The organism is Comamonas sp. A7-5, assembly GCF_039581385.1.
Taxonomy (GTDB): domain Bacteria; phylum Pseudomonadota; class Gammaproteobacteria; order Burkholderiales; family Burkholderiaceae_C; genus Comamonas; species Comamonas thiooxydans.
Window position 1 is genome coordinate 225,489 of sequence record NZ_JBCPWO010000006.1, and the last position, 22,593, is coordinate 248,081.

Genomic DNA, 22,593 nt, shown 5'->3' on the forward strand with positions numbered 1-22,593 from the left:
CAGTTTCAGGAGTTTCCTCCACGTCGAAGCAGATCAGAAGGCTCCGACAGGCGCACGCAGACGCTGCCAGGCCAAGGCCCGCCAGGCAGGCGTTCCATAGGCAGCGACCAGATCTCGCCCTATGGCAGCCCAGGCCGGATCGACCGGGTTCAAGCCCAAAGCCTCGATGAATGGCGCTTGCACGATGAAGCACTGGCGCCGATAAGGCAGCAAAAAACCATCCGCCAGTTGTGCGAGCACACTGCGCGCCTGCGCGTACTCGCTGAACCAGATGTGCAGAAGAATGCCGCTACGCGGCACATGCCAGAAGCTGCCCATGTCATCTCCCGGTGCCGCCAGCGCCCCCAGCACCCGACGCGCCTGCTCCCAGCCGGCAAAGCCGACCTCGCGCGCCGCCTGATGCAAATGGTCGCGCAATGAGGCCGAGCCCGCAGCACCCTTGCGCCGCGCACGGTTCAGGCGCACGCGGGCGCGTACCTTGAGTTCGTCGACCAGGGCCTGCGGCGAAACGAATCCGCAAACAGAACCTGCCCCCATGGCCGGACTCGACGGATCAATGGCTGCAGCACCACCGAGCAGCGCTTGGCCTGAACACATGGCATTCACGGTTTCACTGCTCATGGCTGTACCCCTTGCAGCTCTTGCTGCCACAGGGAAAGCAGGGCCTGAAGTTCGGCGTCATAGTCGAACAAGGGGTCGTCGCGCTCCTTGACTCGGTCCAGTACCTCAAAACGAAATGCCCGTGCGCCATGGCAAGCCCAGGCCTGGGCCAGTGCCGCATCGCGCCGGGAGCCATTGCTCAGCTCGAACCGCAGGCGGTTGAGCGTTGCGTCCACATTGCGGCTGGCACCCAGGCGCAACAAGTCAGCGGCATCGCAGCGCACCGCGTAGATGCCCATGGCGGGAAAAGCCTGTTTGTAGTCCCGCGTCAGCGCGCGCCGCGCCTGGGGGTGGAGAGATGAAGTCATGACAGTGCTCCAGGTTGCATCGGAGCCTCCCGCGCTGGGCCCCTAGAACAACCATGGTCTGACAGAACATCGAAATCGAGCGTGAACACGCTGTCGAAAGCAAGGGTGAGAGCCTCTTGTGCGGGCAGGCGTCCCTTGGCACCTGTGAGCCGCGATTCTAGGGCAAGAGCCTCAGACCTGCTCAGGCACCAGTTGTTCGACCAGCTTGCGTCCGAACGCCACATCGGGCTGCAAACCATAAAGAATGCGATAGACGATGGGTGCCACCAACTGGTCCAGCATGGCTTCCACATCGGGCGCCTCTTCGCCACGCGCACGGGCCCGGCCCAGCACGATGCCAAGCTGGTCGCGAATGATGTCCACGCAGGCGCAGGTCACCTGGTCTTCCTGGGTTGCCACCAAGGTATCGCGCAGCAAGGTGCGCCCCAGGGGAGAGCCCATTTCCTCGATGTATTGCTCGGTCCAGGCCTGCAGATCGCCATGCAGGCTGCCCGTGTCCACAGGCTCGGCAATGGGGCGGATGCGCTCCAGCGCCACATCGGCCAGCAACTGCGGCAGATCGCCCCAGCGGCGGTACAGCGTGGAAGGCGTCACGCCGGCTTCGGTGGCGATCAGGGGAAAGGTCAGTTCCTCGCGCGGCATGTGCTCCAGCAGTTTCCTCACCGCCTGATGCACGCTGGCCTGTACACGGGAGCTGCGCCCGCCCGGCCGGGATTGGACTGGGTCTTTTGCAATCATGGTCATTAAAGCTAAATATTCGCGTTAACAGCAAACTAACGCAGAATACGCAAACGCAAAAAATTTGCTTTTATGGTAGCGGAGCCTGCTTTTCCATGCCCACATCCTCTGTATCCCTGACTGCGGTGTCCAGCACTCGCAATATGGCTGCTGTCGCCCTGACCCTGGCCAGCTTTCTGGCGGCATCCAGCGCTCCCACGCCCTTGTATAGGCTCTACCAGCAGGCCTGGGGCTTTTCCTCGGGCATGCTGACCCTGATCTTCGCGGTCTATGCCTTCAGTCTGCTCGTCGCCCTGCTCACCATGGGCGCACTGTCCGATTACCTGGGCCGGCGCCCCGTCATTCTTGCCGCCCTGGGACTGGAGGCGGTCTCCATGCTGATGTTCGCCCATGCACAGGATGCGCAGGCTCTGCTCTGGTCGCGTGTGGTGCAGGGCTTTGCCACCGGTATGGCGAGTGCAGCCCTGGGCGCGGCCCTGCTCGATCTGGACCGTGAACGCGGTGCGCTGATCAATACGCTGTCCCCCATGCTGGGTATGGCAGCCGGCGTGTTCGGCGCCAACCAACTGGCCAGCCACGGTCATGACGGGCTGCACCAGGTCTACTGGTGGCTGCTGCTGGTATTTGCGGCATCGGCCTGGGCCATTGCCGTGATGCCTGAAACCGTCAGCCGCCGCAGCGGGGCTGTGGCCTCCATGCGCCCTCGCATCCGCCTTCCCGCGCATATCCGCCCGGCCTTCCTGCGCATGGCACCGCTGGACATCGCTGCCTGGGCGCTGGCGGGCTTTTATCTGTCGCTAGGCCCCACCCTGCTGCGCGTGATCACCGGCTCCACCCTGATGGCAGGCCTGGCCGTGTGCATCAACACCCTGAGCGCCGCAGCGGCCATCTGGCTGCTTCGCCACTGGACGGCCCAGCGCATGCTGCGCTTCGGTGGTTCGGTTCTGCCGCTGGGCATCGTGATTCTTCTGCTGGGCGTGGCCAGCCACAGCCTGACGCTGATGGTGGCAGCCTCCATCATTGCCGGTGCGGGCTTTGGCGTGGGCTTTCAAGGGGCGCTGCGCAGCGTGCTGCCGCTGGCCGAGCCGCATGAACGCGGCGGCCTGCTGTCCACCATCTATGTGCTGAGCTATCTGGCCTTCAGCCTGCCTGCCATCGCCGCAGGCCTGCTGACCCAGAGCCTGGGGCTGGTGCCCACCACCTATGGCTATGGTCTGATGCTGATTGTGCTTGGCTTGCTGGCACTGGCTGCCACAAGGCAGAAAGCGGTCACCCGGCATGGTGCATAAGCTGTGCGTTGCGGTCTTGCTCTACATTGCCTGACTCATTCGTCCCCGACCTCCATCAAAAAAGCCGTGCGGCAAACGCAGCACGGCTTTTTGATCGGCATGACGGCCTCAGGCCTGGATCGACTCGGCAGCCTTCCAGTCTGCGTAGCGGTTCAGAATGCGCTGCACTTGCCCATGGGTCCACTCACCGCCCTTGACGGCCGCAATGCCCCGCGCATTGAGTTCGGCCGCCATGGCGCGGTGGGTCAGACCTTGTTGCAGCAATTCGGCGAACAGCGCTTCGTGCTGCCTGGCAAAGGCATCGGCCGCCGATTTACGTTTTTCCACCGTGGCGCGGATATTGGCCGCGCCGGCCGTGCCCAGCTTGACTCCGCGCTCACGCGCTTCAGCCAGGGCCTTGCGGGTACGGGCGCTGATCTCTGGGTTCACTTCGGTAGATGGCAAATCGGCGGTTTCGGTCATGGCATTACAGGGGGGATATAGCTCAGGGTCTGACCCAGGAACCATAACAGGAACAGCACCACGGGCGCATGAACCAGCAACTGCACAAAGTTGAAGCCGATCAGATCACGCGCCTTGAGGCCCAGCACGCCCAAGAGCGGCAGCATGTAGAAGGGGTTGATCAGATTGGGCAGCGCCTCGGCCGCGTTGTAGATCTGCACGGCCCAACCCAGGTGGTACTGCAGATCATTGGCCACCTGCATCACATAGGGGGCCTCAACAATCCACTTGCCACCGCCAGAAGGCAGGAAGAAGCCCAGCACGGCCGAGTAGGTGCCCATCAGCAATGCATAGGTGTCATGCGTGGCAAAGCTGGTGAAGAAGGTGGAGATATGGTGGGCAATGCTGGCACCGCCGTCACCCTTGACGTCCGTCATGATGGCCGCAATCGCACCATACAGAGGGAACTGGATCAGCACGCCGGTCGTAGTGGGCACGGCACGTGCCACGGCATCGAGAAAGCTGCGGGGGCGCCAGTGCAACAGCGCACCAGCCATGAGAAACAGCAGGTTGTAGGTGTTCAGCCCAGAGATTGCCTGAATGAAAGGCTTGCTCGAGAACTCCTCCACCATCCAGCCCACGGTCAGCGCCACCAGCAAGATGATGAGGATGGGGCTGTATTCAAGCCATTCGCCGGGGCGGCTGGGCTTTTTGACTTCCTGCACGACTTCTATGCCCAGGTCGACCTGGCATTGGGCCGCATCACGCGCGGTCTTCTCACCGGGTGCCGTCATGTAAGCCACGACGATGGAGATCACCATCAGCACGCCCAGCATTACGCCGGACTGCCACAGAAAGATCGTCTGCGTGAACGGAATCACGCCGGTAATGGCCAGAATGCCGGGAGGCAGGCTTGCAGGGTTGGCCTGCAGCTGCGCCGCCGAAGACGAAATGCCCAGCGCCCACACGGCACCCAGACCCAGATAGACGGCGGCACCGGCGGCACGGTAGTCCATCTTGATGTCGGTGCGGCGTGCCAGTTCCTTGACCAGCAGACCGCCGAACACCAGGCTCAGCCCCCAGTTCAGCAGCGAGGCGCTCAGCGCCACAAACGCCACCCAGGCCACGGCGCCACGGCCGGTCTTGGGCACGCGGGCCAGCGCCTTGATGAGTGCAGATGCGGGCTTGGAGCTGGCCACCACATAACCGCCAATCACCACAAAAGCCATTTGCATGGTGAAGGGGATCAGACTCCAGAAGCCCTTGCCGAAGGCCTTGCTGGTTTCCTGCACCGGCGCACCAATGGCAAACGCTGCCAGCACCACGATGAAGATGCCGACCACGGCAAACACCCAGGAATCCGGGAACCACTTCTCCGCCCAGCTGGCGCAGCGCATGGCAAAGCGCGCAGAGCGGGTCTCCTCCATATTGACGTGAGTTGTCATGAGTAAGTGCTTTCTGTCTTTCTTGTAGAAAGCGCGGATTCTCCAAAATGAATCTCGTCAGATTCACGAAAATACGCCCAGGAAAACCCTAGTAAGCAATCTCACGATCAAGGCTGGCACCTGGAAACCGACAGACAGCAAAAAGGCCTGTGCAAGCGGTTTGCACAGGCCTTCTGTGGACTTCAGGCTTCTTCAGAAACCGTTTTTAGAGGCTCACAAGCGCTCAGAGACTCATCAGCCCCCCGTCACTGGCGGAAAAAATGCCACTTCGTCGCCATTGCTGAGCACGGCATCGGCATCGCAGATATCCTGGTTCAGCGCCATGCGCACAGCCTTGCTGGCAGCCAGCACCTGGGCAGCCGCATCGCTGCGGCTCATCAGTTGCTCGCGCAATGCTCCCACGGTGGCTGCCGGGGTCTGCAGGCTTTCGCTGCCCGTACCCAAGGCTTCCCGGATAGAGGCGAAATATCGAATCGTAACGGTCTTCATCTACAACTCCATCAGGCCATGAGCTCGGCAAACGGGATAAAGCGCACACTGTCGCCCATGGCAATCGTGGTGCCGGCAGGGTTGTCCACCACGCCGTCGCCCCAAGCCGTGGAAGTCAGCACGCCCGAGCTCTGGTTTCTGAACAGCTCCAGTCCGCCACGCTCGTTGTAGCGCACTCGCAAAAACTCTCTGCGCTTGTCGCCCTTTGGCCAGACGAAATCGGCGTGCGCCTCTATGGCTCGCGGCAGCACATGCTGCACGCCCTGCAGACGCAGCAGGAACGGGCGCACCAGCACCTGGAAGGTGACAAAGCTGGAGACCGGGTTGCCCGGCAGACCGATGAAATGCGCAAAGCCCGTGCCGGACTCGCGATTGACGCGGCCATAGGCAAAAGGCTTGCCAGGCTTGATGTTGATCTGCCAGAGGTCCAGCTGACCCAGCTCCTGCACGGCAGGCTTGATATGGTCTTCCTCGCCCACGGAGACGCCGCCGCTGGTGACGATCACGTCGTGGTCCATGGCGGCATCGGCCAGTGCGGCAATCGTGGCCTCGCGGTCATCGGGAACAATGCCCAGATCCGTCACCTCGCAGCCCATGCGCAGCAGCAATGCACGCAGGAAGAAGCGGTTGCTGTTGTAGATGCTGCCCGCTGGCATGTCCTGCGGTGCCACGGTACCGGGCATGACCAGTTCGTCGCCGGTGGAGAACAGGGCCACACGCGGCTTGCGTGCCACCTGCAGGCTGGCAAAGCCCATGCTGGCTGCAAGACCCAGATGGGCCGGAGTGAGGCGGGTACCGGCCTCGATCACGGTCGCTCCTTGCGTGATGTCCTCGCCCGCGCGGCGAATCCACTGCCCAGCCCTGGGCTGGGCCTTGATGCGCACGCGGCCGTCCTCAAGCAGTTCGCAGTCCTCCTGCATGACGATGGCATCGGCCCCGGCCGGCACGGGCGCACCCGTGAAGATCCGGGCGATGGAGCCAGCGGCCAGCGCCTCGGGCGAGGTGCCGGCAGGGACGCGCTGCGACACCGGCAGCACCGCAGCGCCGTCAGCACATTCGGCGATGCGCACCGCATAGCCGTCCATGGCCGAGTTGTCCTGAGGCGGCACTTGCAGCGGCGAGACGGCGGCCTGCAGCAGCACGCGGCCATCGGCATCAAAGGTGTCCACCATCTGTGCGCCGGCCTGGGGCTGGGCATGGGCCAGCAGCTCCTGCAGGGCTTCATCCAGAGGCTTGAGCGGCTTGCGAGGCGTCTGTGGTGCTTGCATTGCTGTGTCTTTCCTTAGTTCTTGTATTGCAGAGAGTCCGAATGAGCCAGCAGCCATTGCAGCACAAGCTGGGGCTGGTTCAGATCCAGCACGGGCTGGACGGGCGCTTGCGGCAGGTCATGGGCAGCGTCGGTAGCCACTGCCAGCACCCGAGGGTCATGCGCAAACAGCGGCTCCAGACTTTTGCCTTTATCCAGCCTGTCCCGCTGCCGCCGCCAGACCTCTATCTTGGGCAGCTCGCCATGCTTGAAGCCTTCGACCAGCACCCAGTCCACGCTGGGATCCAGCTGCGCCAGCATATGGTGCACGCTCAGCTGAGCAGGCTGCTCGTATTCGCGCATCAGCGCCATGCGTCTATCGGATGCGAGCAGCACTTCATAAGCGCCAGCCTTGCGGTGACGCCAGCTGTCCTTGCCCTCGCGATCCACATCAAAGTCATGGTGGGCATGCTTGATGACCGAGACCCTGAGTCCGCGCTGCTTCATCAGCATCACCAGCGCCTCGACCAGGGCGGTCTTGCCCGCGCCCGAATATCCGGCAAAGCCTATGACCTTCATCTTGATTTCAATATATTTTTGATAGCTACCAACACTCTATGGGTAAGCGAAAAATACCAATTTTATCCAAAGAAAAAAAGCACCTGTCGCCAAGCCACAGATGCTTTTCAAGCTTAACGCCGCAGGACTTTATCTGCAGTTTTCGGCGATAAAGGCCTTGACCTTGTCCACGTCGGAGGACATGACGACCACACGCTTGGGCAGGTCTTCGATGCCGTTGAACTTGGCGGGACGGTCGGGCTGGCGGCCCAACGCTTCTTCGATAGTCGCCGCAAACTTGATGGGCAGAGCGGTTTCCAGCACCAGCATGGGCTCGGCGCCCAGATGCTCTCGCGCCACCTTCACGCCGTCGGCGGTATGGGTGTCGATCATCTGATCAAAGCGCTCGAAGGTGTCCTTGATGGTGGCCAGACGGTCGGCGTGCGTGCTCTTGCCGCTCACAAAACCGTACTTGCCGGCCGCATCCTTGAAGGCGGGATCTGTGCTCAGATCGAACTTGCCGGCCTTGGCCACGCCTTCGGCGAACAGCTGCCTGGTGCGCACGCCGTCGCGTCCCACCAGGTCGAACACAAAGCGCTCGAAATTGCTGGCCTTGGAGATGTCCATCGAGGGGCTCGATGTCTCGTAGGTATTGGCCGAGCCTCGCACCTGGTAGACGCCGGTGCGGAAGAACTCGTCCAGCACATCGTTTTCGTTGGTGGCCACCACCAGCTTGGCAATGGGCAGACCCATCTGGCGCGCCACATGGCCTGCGCAAATATTGCCGAAGTTGCCCGAAGGCACGGTGAAGCTCACCTTCTGGTCATTGGAGCGGGTGGCCTGCAGATAGCCGGCAAAGTAGTAGACCACCTGGGCCAGCAGACGTGCCCAGTTGATGGAGTTGACAGTACCGATCTTGTACTGGGCCTTGAAGGCGTGGTCGCTGGAGACGGCCTTGACGATATCCTGGCAGTCGTCGAACACGCCTTCGATGGCGATGTTGTGGATGTTCTCGTCCTGCAGGCTGAACATCTGCGCCTGCTGGAAGGGGCTCATACGACCGTGGGGGCTGGTCATGAAGACGCGCACGCCCTTCTTGCCGCGCATGGCGTATTCGGCCGCGCTGCCGGTGTCCCCGCTGGTGGCGCCAAGGATATTCAACTCCTCGTTGCGGCGGGCCAGTTCGTACTCGAACAGATTGCCCAGCAGCTGCATGGCCATGTCCTTGAAGGCCAGCGTGGGGCCGTTGGACAGGGCTTCGATGTGCAGCACGCCGTCCAGTTGACGCACGGGCACGATGGCGTCGCTGCCAAAGGCTTCCCTGGTATAGGTCTTGGCACACAGGGCGCGCAGATCCTCGGCTGGAATGTCGTCGATATAGAGCGACAGAATCTCGAAGGCCAGGGCCGCATAGCCCTTGTTGGCCAGCGTCTCGCGCAGCTGGCTCAGCTTGGCATCGTCGATCTGGGGGTACTCGACGGGCAGGTACAGGCCGCCATCGGGAGCCAGGCCTTCGAGCAAAATGTCGCAAAAACGCTTGCGGTCAGCATGGCCGCGGGTGGACAGATACAGCATCTCAAACTCGCCAAAAACTAAAATTCGGAACGGACAGCCAAACGGACAGAAGTCATGCCGCCAAGTCGACCATTATCGGTCAGCAAGCCCGATTTGACTGTGCGCGAATGCAGAGACCGGCCAACGCCATTGCCTCATATCGCGCCGGGCGGGGCTCAGGGCTGGAAATAGCGTTGCGCCCCCGGCTTGATATAGGGCTTCAGCTCTTGGAACGGAACGCTGACGCCGCTGCCAAGGCACACACCCATGGCATGGCCTATGCCTGAAATCACAAAACTCATCTTGTCGGGCTTGTCGAACATCAGCGCCATGTACTGGGGCAGCAGTTCGGTGCACTCCTTGTCATCCTCGGAATACCGGTTCACGGCCCTGTTCAGAAAACGCGACAGCCGATCACCATACTCCAGCTTGTACTCGCCATATTTCACGTCCTTGAGCAGGCGGGTGAAGTCCATATAGCCGCCCCGCAGCAAGTCCAGCACAAAGGGGTCGTAATGATTGTTGGGGTGCGCGCCACCGCAACCGGTTGAACCGGACTCCACCACACTCATCAAGGCACTTGAGAGGTACGTCACCTTGATCGACTCGTTATTAAAGTCCCCCAGTGAGCCTGCCGCCGGGCCAGCGTTCTGGTAGATCGAGCCCACACAGGCCAGCGCCTCCAGACTCATGCCCCAGTGGCGCTGCTCCAGAACGGTATTGGTCTGCGCCAAAATTTTGCTATCCGGGTGACGCGTGAGACGCGGATACCAGAACTGGGTACGCGCATCGCGCACCGGCCTCCAGGCCAGCGTGGAGCTGACCACCACTTCCTTGCCCTGCTCCAGCTTTTGCTCGGCCACTTTCAGATAGTCGTAGGGCGTGGCCTGTGCCGAGATGGCAACGCCCGATGCAATACCGCTGCCCGCACCTTGCACAATCGCCAACGTCACGGCCTCCACACCGAATGGTGCTATCTTTTCAGGGTCGTACTGCGCAATATGGGTAAGGGCTAGGGGCAGTTTTTTGCCGTGAATATCATCCACCCACTCACCTGCCAAAGCACTGCCTTGCTGGCGCAGTTGCCAAACGATGCGGCGCTGTTGGGAGTCGGTCAACACGGGAGGCTCGCCACCGCTTTCACGCGCCCAGTCGTTATTCAAAGGACGTGCCTCAGACAGCGCATTCAGCGAGCCCCGGAGTGGAATATCCACTCCATGCCGCAGATAGAAATAGCGCCCCTGGCGTTCACCATCCTCACCCGGCTTGCCCAGCTCCATCACCACCGCCGAGCCGCCCAGCGTGCCACGATAGACATCGACGGGCGCCGCTTGCGCACCCGCTGCCACCAAAAACAAAAAGGCTGGCGCCATAGGGCGCCAGCCTTTGAAGGAGTTTGCAATACCGACACCGCACTGAACAGGGAATAAACCGGTTTGAGTGCGACGGTACATGCTCAAGTCCTTAGTTCAGCTCTTCCTTGCGGATGCGGGTGATGGGAGCCAGCACCGTGGGCAAGCCCTGGATTTCGGCCAGGGCCTTGTCCATATCCCCTTCGCGCGTGTCGTGCGTGAGAATGATCAGATCGGTCTGGGTCGAGCCTTCGCCGCCCACTTCGTCGGCCTCGCGCTGCAGCACGGCGTCGATGCTGATGCCGGCACCCGCCAGCAGGCCGGTGATCTTGGCCAGCACTCCGGCTTCGTCGGCCACGCGGATGCGCAGGTAGTAGCTGGTCACGACCTCGGCCATGGGCAGCACGGGCAGCTCGCTGCCAGCGGCAGCCAGGCTGCTGCTCTGGAAGGCCAGGGCTGGCACGCGGTGAGCAGGATCGGAGCCGTCCATGCGGGCGATATCCACCAGGTCGGCCACCACGGCGGAAGCGGTGGGCTCGGACCCGGCGCCCTTGCCGTAGTACAGCGTGGTGCCCACGGCATCGCCGTTCACCACCACGGCGTTCATCGCGCCTTCCACATTGGCGATCAGACGCTTGGAAGGCACCAGCGAGGGGTGCACGCGCAGCTCGATGCCCTTGTCCGTGCGCTTGGTGATGCCCAGCAGCTTGATGCGGTAGCCCAGTTGCTCGGCGTAGCGGATATCGGCACCGGCCAGCTTGGTGATGCCTTCCACATAGGCCTTGTCGAACTGCACGGGGATGCCGAAGGCAATCGCGCTCATCAGCGTGGCCTTGTGGGCAGCGTCCACACCCTCGATATCGAAGGTGGGGTCGGCTTCGGCGTAGCCCAGACGCTGCGCTTCCTTGAGCACCACGTCGAAGTCCAGGCCCTTGTCGCGCATTTCGGACAGGATGAAGTTGGTCGTGCCGTTGATGATGCCGGCCACCCACTGGATGGAGTTGGCGGTCAGGCCTTCGCGCAAGGCCTTGATGATGGGAATGCCACCGGCCACGGCAGCTTCATAGGCCACCATCACGCCCTTCTCGGCTGCGGCCTTGAAGATTTCCGTACCGTGCACGGCCAGCAGAGCCTTGTTGGCGGTCACCACATGCTTGCCGGCCGCGATGGCTTCCAGCACCAGGGCCTTGGCAATGCCGTAGCCGCCGATCAGCTCGACCACCACATCAATATCGGGGTTGGCGATGACTTCACGTGCATCGCCGACCACCTTGACCTTGTCACCCACCACGCTCTTGGCGCGTTCGGTATCCAAGTCGGCGACCATGGTAATTTCAATGCCACGACCCGCACGACGGCGAATCTCGTCTTGGTTGCGTTCCAGCACATTGAAAGTACCGCTGCCTACGGTGCCAATGCCCAACAGGCCTACTTGGATGGGTTTCATAAGTTCTAAGGTCAAAAAAGCGCTGAAGCGCTCGAAAATCAAGCGCCACCAGCTATCAAAAAGATGTGTTACGCGGCTTTCTCAGCCTTGGCAGGCTTGAGTGCCTTTTCTGCCGGCACTGCCTTGGGCTTGTCCGTGCCATGGCGCTTGCGGTACTTCTCGAGGAAGGCTGCCAGCCGGTTGATGGCCTCGCGCAGATCTGCCTCATGCGGCAGGAACACGATGCGGAAGTGATCAGGCTCGGGCCAGTTGAAACCCGTGCCCTGCACCAGCATGACCTTGGTTTCCTGCAGCACTTCGAGGAAGAATTCCTGGTCGTCCTGGATAGGGTAGACGGCGGGATCGAGGCGCGGGAACATGTATAGCGCGCCCTGAGGCTTGACGCAGCTCACGCCGGGAATGGCGTTGATCAGCTCCCAGGCCAGATCGCGCTGCACACGCAGGCGACCGCCCTCCTGCACCAGGGCGTCGATGCTCTGGTGGCCGCCAAGCGCCGTCTGCACGGCCCACTGGCCGGGCACATTGGCGCACAGGCGCATGTTGGAGAGCATGTTCAGGCCCTCGATGTAATCCTTGGCGGGCTTTTTGTCGCCCGAAATCACCATCCAGCCGGCACGGTAGCCGCAGGAGCGGTAGGCCTTGGAGAGGGAATTGAAGGTGATGGTCAGCACATCGATGGACAGGCTGCCCAGCGGCGTGTGCTTGGCATCCTCGTACAGCACCTTGTCGTAGACCTCGTCCGCGAAGATGACCAGGCCATGCTCGCGCGCCAGCTCCACAATCTGCAGCAGCAGCTCCTTGGAGTACAGCGCACCCGTGGGATTGTTGGGGTTGATGACGACGATGCCCTTGGTGCGCGGCGTGATCTTGGCGCGGATGTCGTCCATATTGGGCATCCAGCCATTGGACTCATCGCACATGTAATGCACGGGCGTGCCGCCGGACAGGCTGGTGGCAGCCGTCCACAACGGATAGTCGGGCGCAGGCAGCAGCATCTCGTCGCCATTGTCCAGCAGCGCGTTGGTGGCCAGGCTGATCAGTTCCGAAGCACCGTTGCCCAGATAGATGTCGTCCAGCGTCACGCCCTTGATGCCCTGGCGCTGGGTTTCATGCATCACGGCCTTGCGCGCCGCGAAGATGCCCTTGCTGTCGGAGTAGCCTGCCGAGTTGGGCAGGTTGCGGATCATGTCCTGCTGCACTTCCTCGGGAGCATCGAAGCCAAACACGGCCAGATTGCCGATATTGAGCTTGATGATCTTCTGGCCGTCGTCCTCCATCTTCTTCGCCGCGTCCATGATCGGCCCGCGGATGTCGTAACAGACGTTTGCTAACTTGGCGGATTTTTGAACGGTTTTCATGCGAATCAATGCAAAAGGATTTCAGGCACGCCAGGGCGCATTAAACGCCATGGTGAAACCTATAATTTAAGCACAGTTCCGCGCTGCAGCAATGTCCCCACCCTCTCTGTATGGAGACAGCAGCCATCGCACCCGTCCAGCGCGCCGATTGCGCACACTCTCCATCATGAAATTTCAGGCAGACAAATCCGATGCGCAAACCATCACCGGCTATGGCCCGGGCTGGATCGCGGTTGACAAGCAAAACCACGAAACCAGTCTGCTGGTCGGGGCCCGCGGCCTGCTGACCGAGTGGAACTGCGCCCGTTTCGAAGACCTGACGGCCGAGCATTTCGAGGAACTCGCCAAGCTGGATGCGGAAGTCGTCCTCTTTGGCAGCGGCAGCAAGAACCGCTTTCCACCCGTGGCCTGGCTCAAGCCGCTGATCGCCAAACGCATTGGCCTGGAGAGCATGGACACCGCCTCGGCCTGCCGTACCTATAACGTTCTGGCCAGCGAAGGCCGCAACGTAGTCGCAGCCCTGCTGCTAGCATAGACTTCTGAGCTTACATTGAGAGAAATACGTATTTCAGGGTAAAATCGCAGGTTGCGGTTGGGGGCGATCGATTGATAAAAACAAAAATACCACCGACGCCCTCGGCATTTCAACGAACACACCCGAGAGATACAAGCGCATGGCGATCGTTGTCAACAAACCACTCCCAGAATTTGAAGCCAACGCCACCGGCGGCGTCAAGGTGTCCAACACCTCGCACAACGGCCAGATTCTGATCCTGTATTTCTACCCCAAGGACAACACGCCGGGTTGTACCACGGAAGCAATGCAATTCCGCGATAAGTACAAGGATTTCGTGAAGGCTGGCGCCACCGTGTTCGGCGTGTCGCGCGACAACATGAACTCGCACAACGACTTCAAGGAAAAGCTGGAACTGCCGTTCGAGCTGATTGCCGACACCGAAGAAAAGATGTGCCACATGTTTGGCGTGGTCAAGAACAAGATCATGTACGGCAAGAAGGTCAAGGGCATCGAGCGCTCCACCTTCCTGATCGGCGCCGACGGCATCCTGATGCAGGAATGGCGCGGCCTGAAGGTCCCCGGCCACGTGGACGAAGTACTCAAGGCCGTCAAAAGCCTGAAGACTCAAGACAAGAAGGTGGCCTGAGCCTCGCCCGAGACTGAAACCTTGCAATCATCTACACGCAAAGTATTTCAAAGTCTTTAAACAAGGCAAAACAGGAAATACTGCTTCAGGCCCTCGGAGCCTATGCATAATGGGGCATGCCTCAGTGCTACGCAGTATTCTCTGTTCACCCCACCAAAGCCGCCTCGGTTTCCAGGCGGCTTTGTGCTTTTTGAATCTTGTTGAGAACGGTTCGTCCACTATGCCCCTGCCCCCCGCACCCGGCCACCGCGCCGCAAAGCTCTCCGCAGAAGCCTTTTCGTCCATCCGCAAGACTGCCAGGCAGACTGCAGAACTTGACGAGGATCTGAACCCCTCCAACGGAGCCGCCCTGAGTGCGGCTTCTGAGCCCGTCCCTGCGGTCACCAAGTCCCGTCGCAGCGCCAGCAAGCCCACTGTCGCTGCAACTGCTGCAGCCAAGGCACCGCGCAAGACCGCTGCCACAACCGCCGCTGCAGCACCTGCCAAACCCGCCGACGCGGCTGCCAAGCCTGCTCGCCGCGCCCGCAATACGCGCACCGGCCCGACCACGCTGTTCGTGCTGGACACCAATGTGCTGCTGCATGACCCCAGCAGCCTGTTCCGCTTTGAAGAGCACGACATCTTCCTGCCCATGGTGGTGCTGGAAGAACTGGACAACCACAAAAAGGGCATGACCGAAGTGGCGCGCAACGGCCGCCAGGTCAGCCGCACCCTGGACTCCCTGGTTGCCTCCCAGCCCGCCGACGGTCTGGAAAAAGGCCTGCCGCTCAATGCCACGGGTCAGCGCAGCGCCACCGGCACGCTGTACTTCCAGACCAACCCTCTGGATGCATCCCTGCCCGAGAGCCTGCCACAGGGCAAGGCCGACAACCAGATTCTGGGCGTGGTCGCAGCCCTGCGCGAGCAGCACAAGGATCGCGAAGTCGTGCTGGTGTCCAAGGACATCAATATGCGCGTCAAGGCGCGCGCCCTGGGCCTGGCCGCCGAGGACTACCAGAACGACAAGGTGCTGGAAGACGGCGATCTGCTGTATTCGGGCGCACTGGCCCTGCCCCACGACTTCTGGGCCAAGGCCGGCAAGAATGTGGAGAGCTGGCAGGAAGGTGCCATCACCTACTACCGCGTCAGCGGCGCCATCGTCGACCAGTTGATGATCAACCAGTTCGTCTACTACGAAGCACCGGGCGAGCCCAGCCTCTATATGCGCGTGACCGAAATCCGCGACAAGACGGCCGTGCTCAAGACGCTGCGCGACTTCGGCAATCCCAAGAATGCCGTCTGGGGCGTGTCCACACGCAATCGCGAGCAGAACTTCGCCATGAACCTGCTGGTCAACCCCGAAGTGGACTTTGTCACACTGACAGGCACGGCAGGTACCGGCAAGACCCTGCTGGCCCTGGCCGCCGGCCTGGCCCAGGTGCTGGACGAGCGCCGCTACACCGAGATCATCATGACCCGCGCCACGGTGAGCGTGGGCGAGGACATCGGCTTCCTGCCCGGCACGGAAGAGGAAAAAATGGGCCCCTGGATGGGCGCCCTGGATGACAACCTGGAGTTCCTGGCCAAGGGCGACGGCGGCAATGCCGGCGAGTGGGGGCGCGCCGCCACCAACGAGCTGATCCGCAGCCGCATCAAGATCAAGAGCATGAACTTCATGCGCGGTCGCACGTTTCTGAACAAATACGTCATCATCGACGAGGCCCAGAACCTGACCCCCAAGCAGATGAAGACCTTGATCACACGTGCCGGCCCCGGCACCAAGATCATCTGCATGGGCAATCTGGCCCAGATCGACACGCCCTACCTGACAGAAGGCAGCTCGGGCCTGACCTATGTGGTGGACCGTTTCAAGGGCTGGCCCCATAGCGGCCATATCACGCTGGCGCGCGGCGAACGCTCGCGCCTGGCAGACTTCGCCAGCGAGGTGCTGTAAGTGGCGAGCTGGATCGCGGCACTCAAGCTCGTGCCCTGGGGCGAGGTCATCAAGGCCACGCCTCAGGTGGTGAAGGCCGCCCAGGGCATGCTCAAGAAGAAAGAAGCCCAGGCCGAGGCGCGCGAGCAGGACGCCAGCGCACAAAGTGCTGCGCAGCGCATTTCGCCACCGGCTTCCGCCGGCGAGCAGGCGCTGCTGCTGATCCAGCAGCAGGAGGAGCGCATCGCCCAGCTCGAGCAATCGCAGCGCCAGTCGCTGGAGATCATCGAGAAGCTGGCCCAGCAAAATGCCCAGATCGTCGCAACCGTGGGCGCGCTGCGCATAGGTGCACAGCGCCTGGCCTGGGCCTGCGGAGTGCTGGGACTGTGCGTGATCGGTCTTGGCGTCTACCTGTTCAGCCGCTAGCGCCGCAATCACTCAAAAACAAAGCCCGCAAGGTCTGTGCCTTGCGGGCTTTTCTTATGTCCTTCAATTTGATAGCTGGTAGCGCTTGATATTCATAGCTTTCATATTCATAGAGTTATGAAATCCACACCCAACAATCGCTAACAGCTATGATTTTTAGTATTCGTCCGTACCGTAGCCCTGCGCCAGGTTCTCGAAACGCGTCTGGTTCTTCTGGAAAAAGAGCTTCACCGTCCCCGTCGGCCCGTTACGCTGCTTGCCGATGATGACCTCAGCAATATTGGGCTCCTTGCTCTCTTTGTTGTAGTAATCGTCGCGGTAGATGAACATGATGATGTCCGCGTCCTGCTCGATTGCGCCCGATTCACGCAGGTCGGACATCATGGGGCGCTTGTCGGTACGCTGCTCCACCGAGCGGTTGAGCTGGGACAGCGCGATCACCGGGCATTGCAGCTCCTTGGCCAGCATCTTCAAACCCCGCGAGATTTCGCCCAGCTCGGTCGCGCGGTTGTCGGAACTGGCGGCAGATCCCGATCCGCTCATCAGTTGCAGGTAGTCAACCACGATCAGGCCCAGCTTGCCGCACTGGCGCGCCAGACGACGCGCATTGGCACGCAGCTCGGTCGGGGACAGGCCCGGCGTTTCGTCGATATGCAGCGACACGGTGCGCAGGCGCTCGATGGCCTCGGTCAGACGCGGCCACTCGTCGTCGCTGAGCTTGCCGGTACGCAGATTGCCCTGATTGACGCGGCCGATGGAGCCGACGATACGAACCGCCAGCTGGGCCGCGCCCATTTCCATGGAGAAGATGGCGACCGGCAAGCCCTCATTAAGCGCCACATGCTCGGCAATATTCACGGCAAACGAGGTCTTGCCCATGGAGGGACGCGCCGCCAGCACCACCATGTCGCCGGCCTGCAGGCCCGAGGTCATGCGATCCAGATCGACAAAGCCCGTGGGCACGCCGGTCACATCCATGGGGTTGTCGGCCATCTCCTGGACCCGGTCCAGCAGGTCCACCACCAGCGAATCCAGCGACTGGAAACCCTGCTTGTTGCGCGCACCCTCCTCGCCGATCGCCATGATCTTCTGCTCGGCTTCGTCGAGGATGCGCTCCACGGTCTTGCCCTGCGGATTGAAGGCATTGGTCGCGATGTCGTCGCTGGCCGTGACCAGCTTGCGCAAGATGGCGCGCTCGCGCACGATTTCCGCATAGCGGCGGATATTGCTGGCACTGGGCACATACTGCGCCAGCTGGTTCAGGTACATCAGGCCGCCGATTTCCTCGGCCTTGCCCATGCCCTGCAGATGCTCATAAACCGTGATCACGTCGGCCGGCTTGCTTGCATTGATCAGCTTGCCGATGGCTTCGTAGATCAGCTTGTGCTCGTGCCGGTAGAAGTCGCCGTCGCCAAGCAGATCACCAACGCGCTCCCAGGCATTGTTGTCCAGCAGCAGACCGCCGAGCACCGAAGATTCCGACTCCATGGAGTGCGGCGGCACACGCAGTTGCGCCACCTGCTGATCGGCAGTGGGAACCGGGGCGAATGCATCATCTTGCAGATCAAGCGGGGGCATTACTGACGACATGAGACTCCTAGAGACAAGTCCTCCATCGTAGCGGGAGGCGGTGGCGACGTCACGGCGGGTGACGATAAAAACGCTGGCGAGACAAACAATTACCAGAAAACAAAAAACCGCCCGAAGGCGGCTTTTTGCCAATTCAGAACAGAGCCTGAATTAGGAGTGGTCGCCGTACACGGAGACGGCCACTTCTGCAGCCACGTCGGTGTGCAGAGCCACCACCACAGTGGCATCGCCAACGGTCTTGATGGGGCCGTTGGGCATGCGCACTTGCGACTTGTTCACTGCGAAACCGGCCTTGACCAGTTCTTCAGCGATGTCGGCGTTGGTGATGGAACCAAACAGACGACCGTCAACGCCAGCCTTCTGAGTGATCTTCACGTTCACGCCGTTGAGCTTTTCGCTCAGTTCTTGAGCGGCAGCCAGCTTCTCGGCGGCAGCCTTTTCCAGCTCAGCGCGCTTGGCTTCGAATTCAGCCTTGGCAGCAGCTGTTGCACGACGTGCAGCGCCGGAGGGGATCAGGAAGTTACGAGCGTAACCGTCCTTGACCTTGACGATATCGCCCAGATTACCCAGGTTCACAACCTTTTCGAGCAGAATGATTTGCATAGTCGTGCTCCTTAGATCTTGTGCTGGTCAGAGTAGGGCAGCATAGCCAGGAAGCGAGCGCGCTTGATGGCTGTGTTCAGCTGACGCTGGTAGATGGCGCGCGTGCCGGTCAGGCGTGCGGGCACAATCTTGCCGTTTTCGGCGATGAAGTCACGCAGGGTGTCGACATCCTTGTAGTCGATTTCTTCGACGCCGGCGACTGTGAAGCGGCAGAAACGCTTGCGCTTGAACAGCAGCGACTGGGTGTTGCGCTTAGGACGCTTGTCCTTGTTGAATTTCTTGAACGTGGCCATTGCTGGACCTCTTGAAAATTAATTTTGTTGAATATCCTGAATGTGTAAAACCAGCATCTTGCTATTGCGCGGCGTGGCCAGAAAACCTTGAAAGGTCCATTGGCTACCGGGTGCTTGGCGGGCCAGCTTTTCAGCCAGGGCGCCAAAGGCAACAGCCTTGACAGATGCATTCACGTTGCGCGCACTGCCCAGCTCTTGTTGCTGCGAACTGTGTTCAATTCGCAAATCCAGGGCCGGCAATCCGGCGGGCGTGTAGCGCAAAGCAGCTTGCTCTACGAGAAGGCCCGTCAATACAACGCGGTTTTCCACTCCTTCAGTGTCTGATGCTATTAAGCGTGCTCAGCCTGGTTGGCCTTGCGGGCTTCTTCGCGCTCAACGCTCTTCATCATGGCGGAAGCAGCTGTTTCAGCCTTCTTCTTCTGCACAGTCAGGTGACGCAGCACGGCATCGTTGAACTTGAAGGCGTGTTCCAGTTCAGCCATCACAGCCTGGTCGGCTTCGATGTTCAGGCACAGGTAGTGAGCCTTAGCGAGCTTGTTGATCATGTAAGCCAGCTGACGACGGCCCCAATCTTCTTCGCGATGCACCTTGCCGCCACCAGCGGCAATCATGCCCTTGTAGCGCTCCAGCATCGCGGGAACTTGTTCGCTTTGATCCGGATGGATCAACAAAATGATTTCGTAATGACGCATAACGACTCCTTTTGGGTAAACGCCGCCCACTGCGTCTGTAGCGGTGCGGCAAGGCAAAACGTGAGATTCTAGCCGAGTGGCAGACTATCTGTACACTCTGGGGCCTATAAACCTGCGATTAGCATTGGTCAATCAAGGCGAGATGTCTTGAAATCACAAGTACTTACTCCCCTGGAATATCCCGCAAATGCTGCAGACTCACCCCAGCCGCTGCGCCCGCCGCCCTTTGTTGGGCGGCACGGGTCTTGAAATAGACCTGGCGGAGCGCATCTGGCAGACAGATTGTCTTAAGTTTTGAGAAACCTTCACCAACTATGACCGAGAACCACAACCCCAACACCATCAACGACGCCAGCCCCGAGGAACTGGAAGCGGCCCTGGCAGCCAATGCGTCGGACGAACTGGGACGTCTGCAGGCCGAGCTGGAAGAACTCAAGGCCAAGAGCGCCGATCTGGCCGACCAATACCTGCGTGCCAAGGCCGACGCCGAAAACATGCGCCGTCGCGCCGAAGAAGAGGTCGCCAAGGCACGCAAGTTCGGCATCGAGAGCTTTGCAGAAAGCCTGCTGCCCGTGATCGACAGCCTGGACGCGGCCCTGTCCATCCAGAACGCCACGCCCGAACAACTGCGCGAAGGCTCGGACGCCACGCTGCGCCAGCTGAATTCGGCCCTGGAGCGCAACAAGGTGCTCGCCATCAATCCCGCTGCGGGCGAGAAGTTCGACCCTCACCACCACCAGGCCATCTCCATGGTTCCCGCCGACCAGCCCGCCAACACCGTGGTTGCCGTGCTGCAAAAGGGCTATGTGATCGCCGACCGCATCCTGCGCCCCGCGCTGGTGACCGTGGCCCAGGGCTGAGCCAGCTAGACACCCCAAAAAAACAACCGTCAGGGCAAAAAATAGTAAGTGACGGCTCTTGAAGCCGGCCACTACGCCCACAAGTGACGAATCAAGCAAACATTCAACAGATTACGGAGAGAATTATGGGAAAAATCATCGGTATTGACCTGGGTACCACCAACAGCTGCGTTGCCATCATGGAGGGTAACAACACCCGCGTGATCGAGAACAGCGAAGGTGCCCGCACCACCCCCTCCATCGTTGCCTATCAAGAAGACGGCGAAATCCTGGTCGGTGCATCCGCCAAGCGCCAGGCCGTCACCAACCCCAAGAACACCATTTACGCTGCCAAGCGCCTGATCGGCCGCAAGTTCGCCGAAGCCGAGGTGCAAAAGGACATCGACCTGATGCCCTTCCAGATCGTCAAGGCCGACAACGGCGACGCCTGGGTGCAAGTGCGCGACCAGAAGCTGGCTCCTCCCCAGATCAGCGCCGAAGTGCTGCGCAAGATGAAGAAGACCGCCGAGGACTTCCTGGGCGAAGCCGTGACCGAAGCCGTCATCACCGTGCCCGCCTACTTCAACGACGCACAGCGCCAGGCCACCAAGGACGCCGGCCGCATCGCGGGTCTGGAAGTCAAGCGCATCATCAACGAACCTACCGCTGCTGCCCTGGCCTTCGGCCTGGACAAGGTGGGCAAGGGCGACCGCAAGGTGGCCGTGTATGACCTGGGCGGCGGCACGTTCGACGTCTCCATCATCGAAATCGCCGACGTGGACGGCGAAAAGCAGTTCGAAGTGCTGTCGACTAACGGCGACACCTTCCTGGGCGGCGAAGATTTCGACCAGCGCATCATCAACTACATCATCGACGAGTTCAAGAAGGAACAAGGCGTTGACCTGTCCAAGGACGTGCTGGCCCTGCAGCGCCTGAAGGAAGCTGCCGAAAAGGCCAAGATCGAGCTGTCGAACTCCGCACAGACCGACATCAACCTGCCCTACATCACCGCCGATGCCACAGGTCCCAAGCACCTGAACATCAAGCTGACCCGCGCCAAGCTGGAAAGCCTTGTGGACGATCTGATCGAGCGCACGATTGCGCCTTGCCGCACCGCCATCAAGGATGCCGGCATCTCGGTCTCCGACATCCACGACGTGATCCTGGTCGGCGGCATGAGCCGCATGCCCAAGGTGCAGGAAAAGGTCAAGGAATTCTTCGGCAAGGATCCCCGCAAGGATGTGAACCCCGACGAAGCCGTGGCCGTGGGCGCTGCCGTGCAGGGCCAGGTGCTGGGTGGCGAGCGTTCCGACGTGCTGCTGCTGGACGTGACTCCCCTGTCTCTGGGTATCGAAACCCTGGGCGGCGTCATGACCAAGATGATCAGCAAGAACACGACCATCCCCACCAAGTTCGCGCAGACTTTCTCCACGGCTGAAGACAACCAGCCTGCCGTGACCATCAAGGTGTTCCAGGGCGAACGCGAGATTGCCAGCGCCAACAAGATGCTGGGCGAGTTCAACCTGGAAGGCATTCCGCCCGCAGGTCGTGGCGTGCCCCAGATCGAAGTGACCTTCGACATCGACGCCAACGGCATCCTGAACGTGTCGGCCAAGGACAAGGCTTCCGGCAAGGAAAACAAGATCACCATCAAGGCGAACTCGGGCCTGTCGGAAGAAGAAATCCAGAACATGGTCAAGGATGCGGAACTGAACGCCGCCGACGACAAGAAAAAGCTGGAACTGGTGACTGCCAAGAACCAGGGCGAAGCCGCTGTTCACAGCGTCAACAAGAGCCTGGCCGAACATGGCGACAAGCTGGATGCTGCCGAAAAGGGCGCCATCGAAACCGCCGTCAAGGAACTGGAAGAAGCGCTCAAGGGCGAGGACAAGGACGCCATCGACGCCAAGACCACGGCCCTGATGACGGCCAGCCAGAAACTGGGCGAAAAGATGTACGCCGACGCACAGGCCGCTGGCGGTGCCGAAGCCACTGCTGCCGCAGCAGCAGCCTCCGCTGGCGCCAGCGCATCGGCTGCCGCTGACGACAACGTGGTTGACGCCGAAGTCAAGGAAGTCAAGAAGGACTAAGCGCGGGCAGGTCCTGGCCTCAAACCATTGACCGCTTGCCGCCGCGCCGGGCTCTCAGGAGCTGGCGCGGCGTTCCTGTTCCATCCGACCGAAAACTCAC

24 protein-coding genes are annotated in these 22,593 nt (G+C 61.0%); 7 read left to right on the top strand and 17 right to left on the bottom strand.

What is annotated here, in order from left to right; translation table 11 throughout:
- Window positions 1-33: 33 nt before the first annotated feature.
- The 3 genes from AAIL67_RS13630 to AAIL67_RS13640 form a co-directional block, all read right to left on the bottom strand.
- Window positions 34-621: a hypothetical protein gene (locus AAIL67_RS13630; protein ID WP_343484232.1), complete on the bottom strand. Its 588-nt coding sequence runs from the start codon at window positions 619-621 to the stop codon at window positions 34-36.
- On the bottom strand, window positions 618-968 hold the full coding sequence (locus tag AAIL67_RS13635; RefSeq protein WP_034389381.1) for a GIY-YIG nuclease family protein: 351 nt from the start codon (window positions 966-968) through the stop codon (window positions 618-620). Before AAIL67_RS13635 ends, AAIL67_RS13630 begins: the two co-directional genes overlap by 4 nt.
- A gap of 171 nt (window positions 969-1,139) precedes the next feature.
- Window positions 1,140-1,706, bottom strand: coding sequence for a TetR/AcrR family transcriptional regulator C-terminal ligand-binding domain-containing protein (locus tag AAIL67_RS13640; RefSeq protein ID WP_343484233.1), 567 nt, complete (start codon window positions 1,704-1,706; stop codon window positions 1,140-1,142).
- A gap of 95 nt (window positions 1,707-1,801) precedes the next feature.
- On the opposite strand from AAIL67_RS13640, the gene AAIL67_RS13645 reads away from it, so the two are divergent.
- A complete protein-coding gene (locus AAIL67_RS13645) occupies window positions 1,802-2,995 on the top strand; it encodes an MFS transporter (protein ID WP_052088925.1) in 1,194 nt (397 codons plus the stop codon).
- A gap of 108 nt (window positions 2,996-3,103) precedes the next feature.
- On the opposite strand, the gene AAIL67_RS13650 is transcribed toward AAIL67_RS13645, so the two are convergent.
- From AAIL67_RS13650 to AAIL67_RS13690, 9 genes are all read right to left on the bottom strand, one after another.
- Complete coding sequence (locus AAIL67_RS13650) at window positions 3,104-3,457, bottom strand: recombinase family protein (RefSeq protein WP_343484234.1); 354 nt, start codon at window positions 3,455-3,457, stop codon at window positions 3,104-3,106.
- Window positions 3,454-4,881: a TIGR00366 family protein gene (locus tag AAIL67_RS13655; protein ID WP_343484235.1), complete on the bottom strand. Its 1,428-nt coding sequence runs from the start codon at window positions 4,879-4,881 to the stop codon at window positions 3,454-3,456. Before AAIL67_RS13655 ends, AAIL67_RS13650 begins: the two co-directional genes overlap by 4 nt.
- Window positions 4,882-5,115: 234 nt before the next feature.
- A complete protein-coding gene (gene moaD, locus AAIL67_RS13660; protein ID WP_003064318.1) occupies window positions 5,116-5,370 on the bottom strand; it encodes a molybdopterin converting factor subunit 1 in 255 nt (84 codons plus the stop codon).
- Between the two features lie 11 nt (window positions 5,371-5,381).
- A complete protein-coding gene (gene glp, locus AAIL67_RS13665) occupies window positions 5,382-6,638 on the bottom strand; it encodes a gephyrin-like molybdotransferase Glp (RefSeq protein ID WP_343484236.1) in 1,257 nt (418 codons plus the stop codon).
- Window positions 6,639-6,652: 14 nt separating this feature from the next.
- Window positions 6,653-7,195, bottom strand: coding sequence for a molybdopterin-guanine dinucleotide biosynthesis protein B (mobB, locus tag AAIL67_RS13670; protein WP_343484237.1), 543 nt, complete (start codon window positions 7,193-7,195; stop codon window positions 6,653-6,655).
- Between the two features lie 129 nt (window positions 7,196-7,324).
- Window positions 7,325-8,749 (bottom strand): threonine synthase, encoded by a 1,425-nt coding sequence (gene thrC, locus AAIL67_RS13675; RefSeq protein WP_343484238.1) that lies wholly within the window; start codon window positions 8,747-8,749, stop codon window positions 7,325-7,327.
- A 155-nt stretch (window positions 8,750-8,904) separates the two neighbouring features.
- Window positions 8,905-10,101, bottom strand: coding sequence for a hypothetical protein (locus AAIL67_RS13680; protein WP_343484239.1), 1,197 nt, complete (start codon window positions 10,099-10,101; stop codon window positions 8,905-8,907).
- A 91-nt stretch (window positions 10,102-10,192) separates the two neighbouring features.
- Window positions 10,193-11,527 carry a homoserine dehydrogenase gene (locus AAIL67_RS13685; protein WP_003064309.1) on the bottom strand — a complete coding sequence of 445 codons (1,335 nt, stop codon included), beginning with the start codon at window positions 11,525-11,527 and terminating at the stop codon, window positions 10,193-10,195.
- A gap of 68 nt (window positions 11,528-11,595) precedes the next feature.
- Window positions 11,596-12,885: a pyridoxal phosphate-dependent aminotransferase gene (locus AAIL67_RS13690; RefSeq protein WP_034389376.1), complete on the bottom strand. Its 1,290-nt coding sequence runs from the start codon at window positions 12,883-12,885 to the stop codon at window positions 11,596-11,598.
- Between the two features lie 166 nt (window positions 12,886-13,051).
- Between AAIL67_RS13690 and AAIL67_RS13695 the strand changes: the two genes are divergently transcribed.
- The 4 genes from AAIL67_RS13695 to AAIL67_RS13710 all read left to right on the top strand — a co-directional run bounded on the left by AAIL67_RS13695 (window position 13,052) and on the right by AAIL67_RS13710 (window position 16,386).
- Window positions 13,052-13,420 (top strand): Mth938-like domain-containing protein, encoded by a 369-nt coding sequence (locus AAIL67_RS13695; RefSeq protein ID WP_003064306.1) that lies wholly within the window; start codon window positions 13,052-13,054, stop codon window positions 13,418-13,420.
- A 139-nt stretch (window positions 13,421-13,559) separates the two neighbouring features.
- Entirely contained in the window at window positions 13,560-14,048 is a 489-nt protein-coding gene (locus tag AAIL67_RS13700; RefSeq protein ID WP_003057908.1) for a peroxiredoxin, read from the top strand.
- A gap of 220 nt (window positions 14,049-14,268) precedes the next feature.
- Window positions 14,269-15,981: a PhoH family protein gene (locus AAIL67_RS13705; protein ID WP_343484240.1), complete on the top strand. Its 1,713-nt coding sequence runs from the start codon at window positions 14,269-14,271 to the stop codon at window positions 15,979-15,981.
- A complete protein-coding gene (locus AAIL67_RS13710; RefSeq protein WP_003064300.1) occupies window positions 15,982-16,386 on the top strand; it encodes a hypothetical protein in 405 nt (134 codons plus the stop codon). It abuts the gene before it with no gap.
- A gap of 156 nt (window positions 16,387-16,542) precedes the next feature.
- Here the strand turns inward: AAIL67_RS13710 and dnaB are convergent, their stop codons facing one another.
- The 5 genes from dnaB to rpsF all read right to left on the bottom strand — a co-directional run bounded on the left by dnaB (window position 16,543) and on the right by rpsF (window position 19,564).
- Entirely contained in the window at window positions 16,543-17,976 is a 1,434-nt protein-coding gene (dnaB, locus tag AAIL67_RS13715) for a replicative DNA helicase (protein ID WP_034359740.1), read from the bottom strand.
- Window positions 17,977-18,126: 150 nt separating this feature from the next.
- Window positions 18,127-18,579 carry a 50S ribosomal protein L9 gene (rplI, locus tag AAIL67_RS13720; RefSeq protein ID WP_003064296.1) on the bottom strand — a complete coding sequence of 151 codons (453 nt, stop codon included), beginning with the start codon at window positions 18,577-18,579 and terminating at the stop codon, window positions 18,127-18,129.
- A gap of 11 nt (window positions 18,580-18,590) precedes the next feature.
- Complete coding sequence (gene rpsR, locus AAIL67_RS13725) at window positions 18,591-18,872, bottom strand: 30S ribosomal protein S18 (protein ID WP_003057920.1); 282 nt, start codon at window positions 18,870-18,872, stop codon at window positions 18,591-18,593.
- Between the two features lie 18 nt (window positions 18,873-18,890).
- Window positions 18,891-19,181, bottom strand: a complete 291-nt coding sequence (gene priB / locus AAIL67_RS13730; RefSeq protein ID WP_003064293.1) for a primosomal replication protein N — start codon at window positions 19,179-19,181, stop codon at window positions 18,891-18,893.
- 20 nt (window positions 19,182-19,201) lie between these two features.
- Complete coding sequence (gene rpsF, locus AAIL67_RS13735) at window positions 19,202-19,564, bottom strand: 30S ribosomal protein S6 (protein ID WP_003064289.1); 363 nt, start codon at window positions 19,562-19,564, stop codon at window positions 19,202-19,204.
- Window positions 19,565-19,878: 314 nt separating this feature from the next.
- On the opposite strand from rpsF, the gene grpE reads away from it, so the two are divergent.
- Entirely contained in the window at window positions 19,879-20,424 is a 546-nt protein-coding gene (gene grpE / locus AAIL67_RS13740; RefSeq protein WP_045838327.1) for a nucleotide exchange factor GrpE, read from the top strand.
- A 125-nt stretch (window positions 20,425-20,549) separates the two neighbouring features.
- Window positions 20,550-22,493 carry a molecular chaperone DnaK gene (gene dnaK / locus AAIL67_RS13745; RefSeq protein WP_343484241.1) on the top strand — a complete coding sequence of 648 codons (1,944 nt, stop codon included), beginning with the start codon at window positions 20,550-20,552 and terminating at the stop codon, window positions 22,491-22,493.
- Window positions 22,494-22,593: the final 100 nt, after the last annotated feature.

Coding starts and splice junctions, on each gene's coding strand:
- dnaK (WP_343484241.1), top strand. CDS start 20,550: ATGGGAAAAATCATCGGTATTGACCTGGGTACCACCAACAGCTGCGTT.
- mobB (WP_343484237.1), bottom strand. CDS start 7,195: ATGAAGGTCATAGGCTTTGCCGGATATTCGGGCGCGGGCAAGACCGCC.
- AAIL67_RS13705 (WP_343484240.1), top strand. CDS start 14,269: ATGCCCCTGCCCCCCGCACCCGGCCACCGCGCCGCAAAGCTCTCCGCA.
- AAIL67_RS13655 (WP_343484235.1), bottom strand. CDS start 4,881: ATGACAACTCACGTCAATATGGAGGAGACCCGCTCTGCGCGCTTTGCC.
- rpsR (WP_003057920.1), bottom strand. CDS start 18,872: ATGGCCACGTTCAAGAAATTCAACAAGGACAAGCGTCCTAAGCGCAAC.
- moaD (WP_003064318.1), bottom strand. CDS start 5,370: ATGAAGACCGTTACGATTCGATATTTCGCCTCTATCCGGGAAGCCTTG.
- AAIL67_RS13635 (WP_034389381.1), bottom strand. CDS start 968: ATGACTTCATCTCTCCACCCCCAGGCGCGGCGCGCGCTGACGCGGGAC.
- thrC (WP_343484238.1), bottom strand. CDS start 8,749: ATGCTGTATCTGTCCACCCGCGGCCATGCTGACCGCAAGCGTTTTTGC.
- AAIL67_RS13690 (WP_034389376.1), bottom strand. CDS start 12,885: ATGAAAACCGTTCAAAAATCCGCCAAGTTAGCAAACGTCTGTTACGAC.
- dnaB (WP_034359740.1), bottom strand. CDS start 17,976: ATGTCGTCAGTAATGCCCCCGCTTGATCTGCAAGATGATGCATTCGCC.
- AAIL67_RS13645 (WP_052088925.1), top strand. CDS start 1,802: ATGCCCACATCCTCTGTATCCCTGACTGCGGTGTCCAGCACTCGCAAT.
- AAIL67_RS13630 (WP_343484232.1), bottom strand. CDS start 621: ATGAGCAGTGAAACCGTGAATGCCATGTGTTCAGGCCAAGCGCTGCTC.
- AAIL67_RS13685 (WP_003064309.1), bottom strand. CDS start 11,527: ATGAAACCCATCCAAGTAGGCCTGTTGGGCATTGGCACCGTAGGCAGC.
- AAIL67_RS13695 (WP_003064306.1), top strand. CDS start 13,052: ATGAAATTTCAGGCAGACAAATCCGATGCGCAAACCATCACCGGCTAT.
- AAIL67_RS13650 (WP_343484234.1), bottom strand. CDS start 3,457: ATGACCGAAACCGCCGATTTGCCATCTACCGAAGTGAACCCAGAGATC.
- glp (WP_343484236.1), bottom strand. CDS start 6,638: ATGCAAGCACCACAGACGCCTCGCAAGCCGCTCAAGCCTCTGGATGAA.
- grpE (WP_045838327.1), top strand. CDS start 19,879: ATGACCGAGAACCACAACCCCAACACCATCAACGACGCCAGCCCCGAG.
- rplI (WP_003064296.1), bottom strand. CDS start 18,579: ATGCAAATCATTCTGCTCGAAAAGGTTGTGAACCTGGGTAATCTGGGC.
- AAIL67_RS13640 (WP_343484233.1), bottom strand. CDS start 1,706: ATGATTGCAAAAGACCCAGTCCAATCCCGGCCGGGCGGGCGCAGCTCC.
- AAIL67_RS13680 (WP_343484239.1), bottom strand. CDS start 10,101: ATGGCGCCAGCCTTTTTGTTTTTGGTGGCAGCGGGTGCGCAAGCGGCG.
- rpsF (WP_003064289.1), bottom strand. CDS start 19,564: ATGCGTCATTACGAAATCATTTTGTTGATCCATCCGGATCAAAGCGAA.
- AAIL67_RS13700 (WP_003057908.1), top strand. CDS start 13,560: ATGGCGATCGTTGTCAACAAACCACTCCCAGAATTTGAAGCCAACGCC.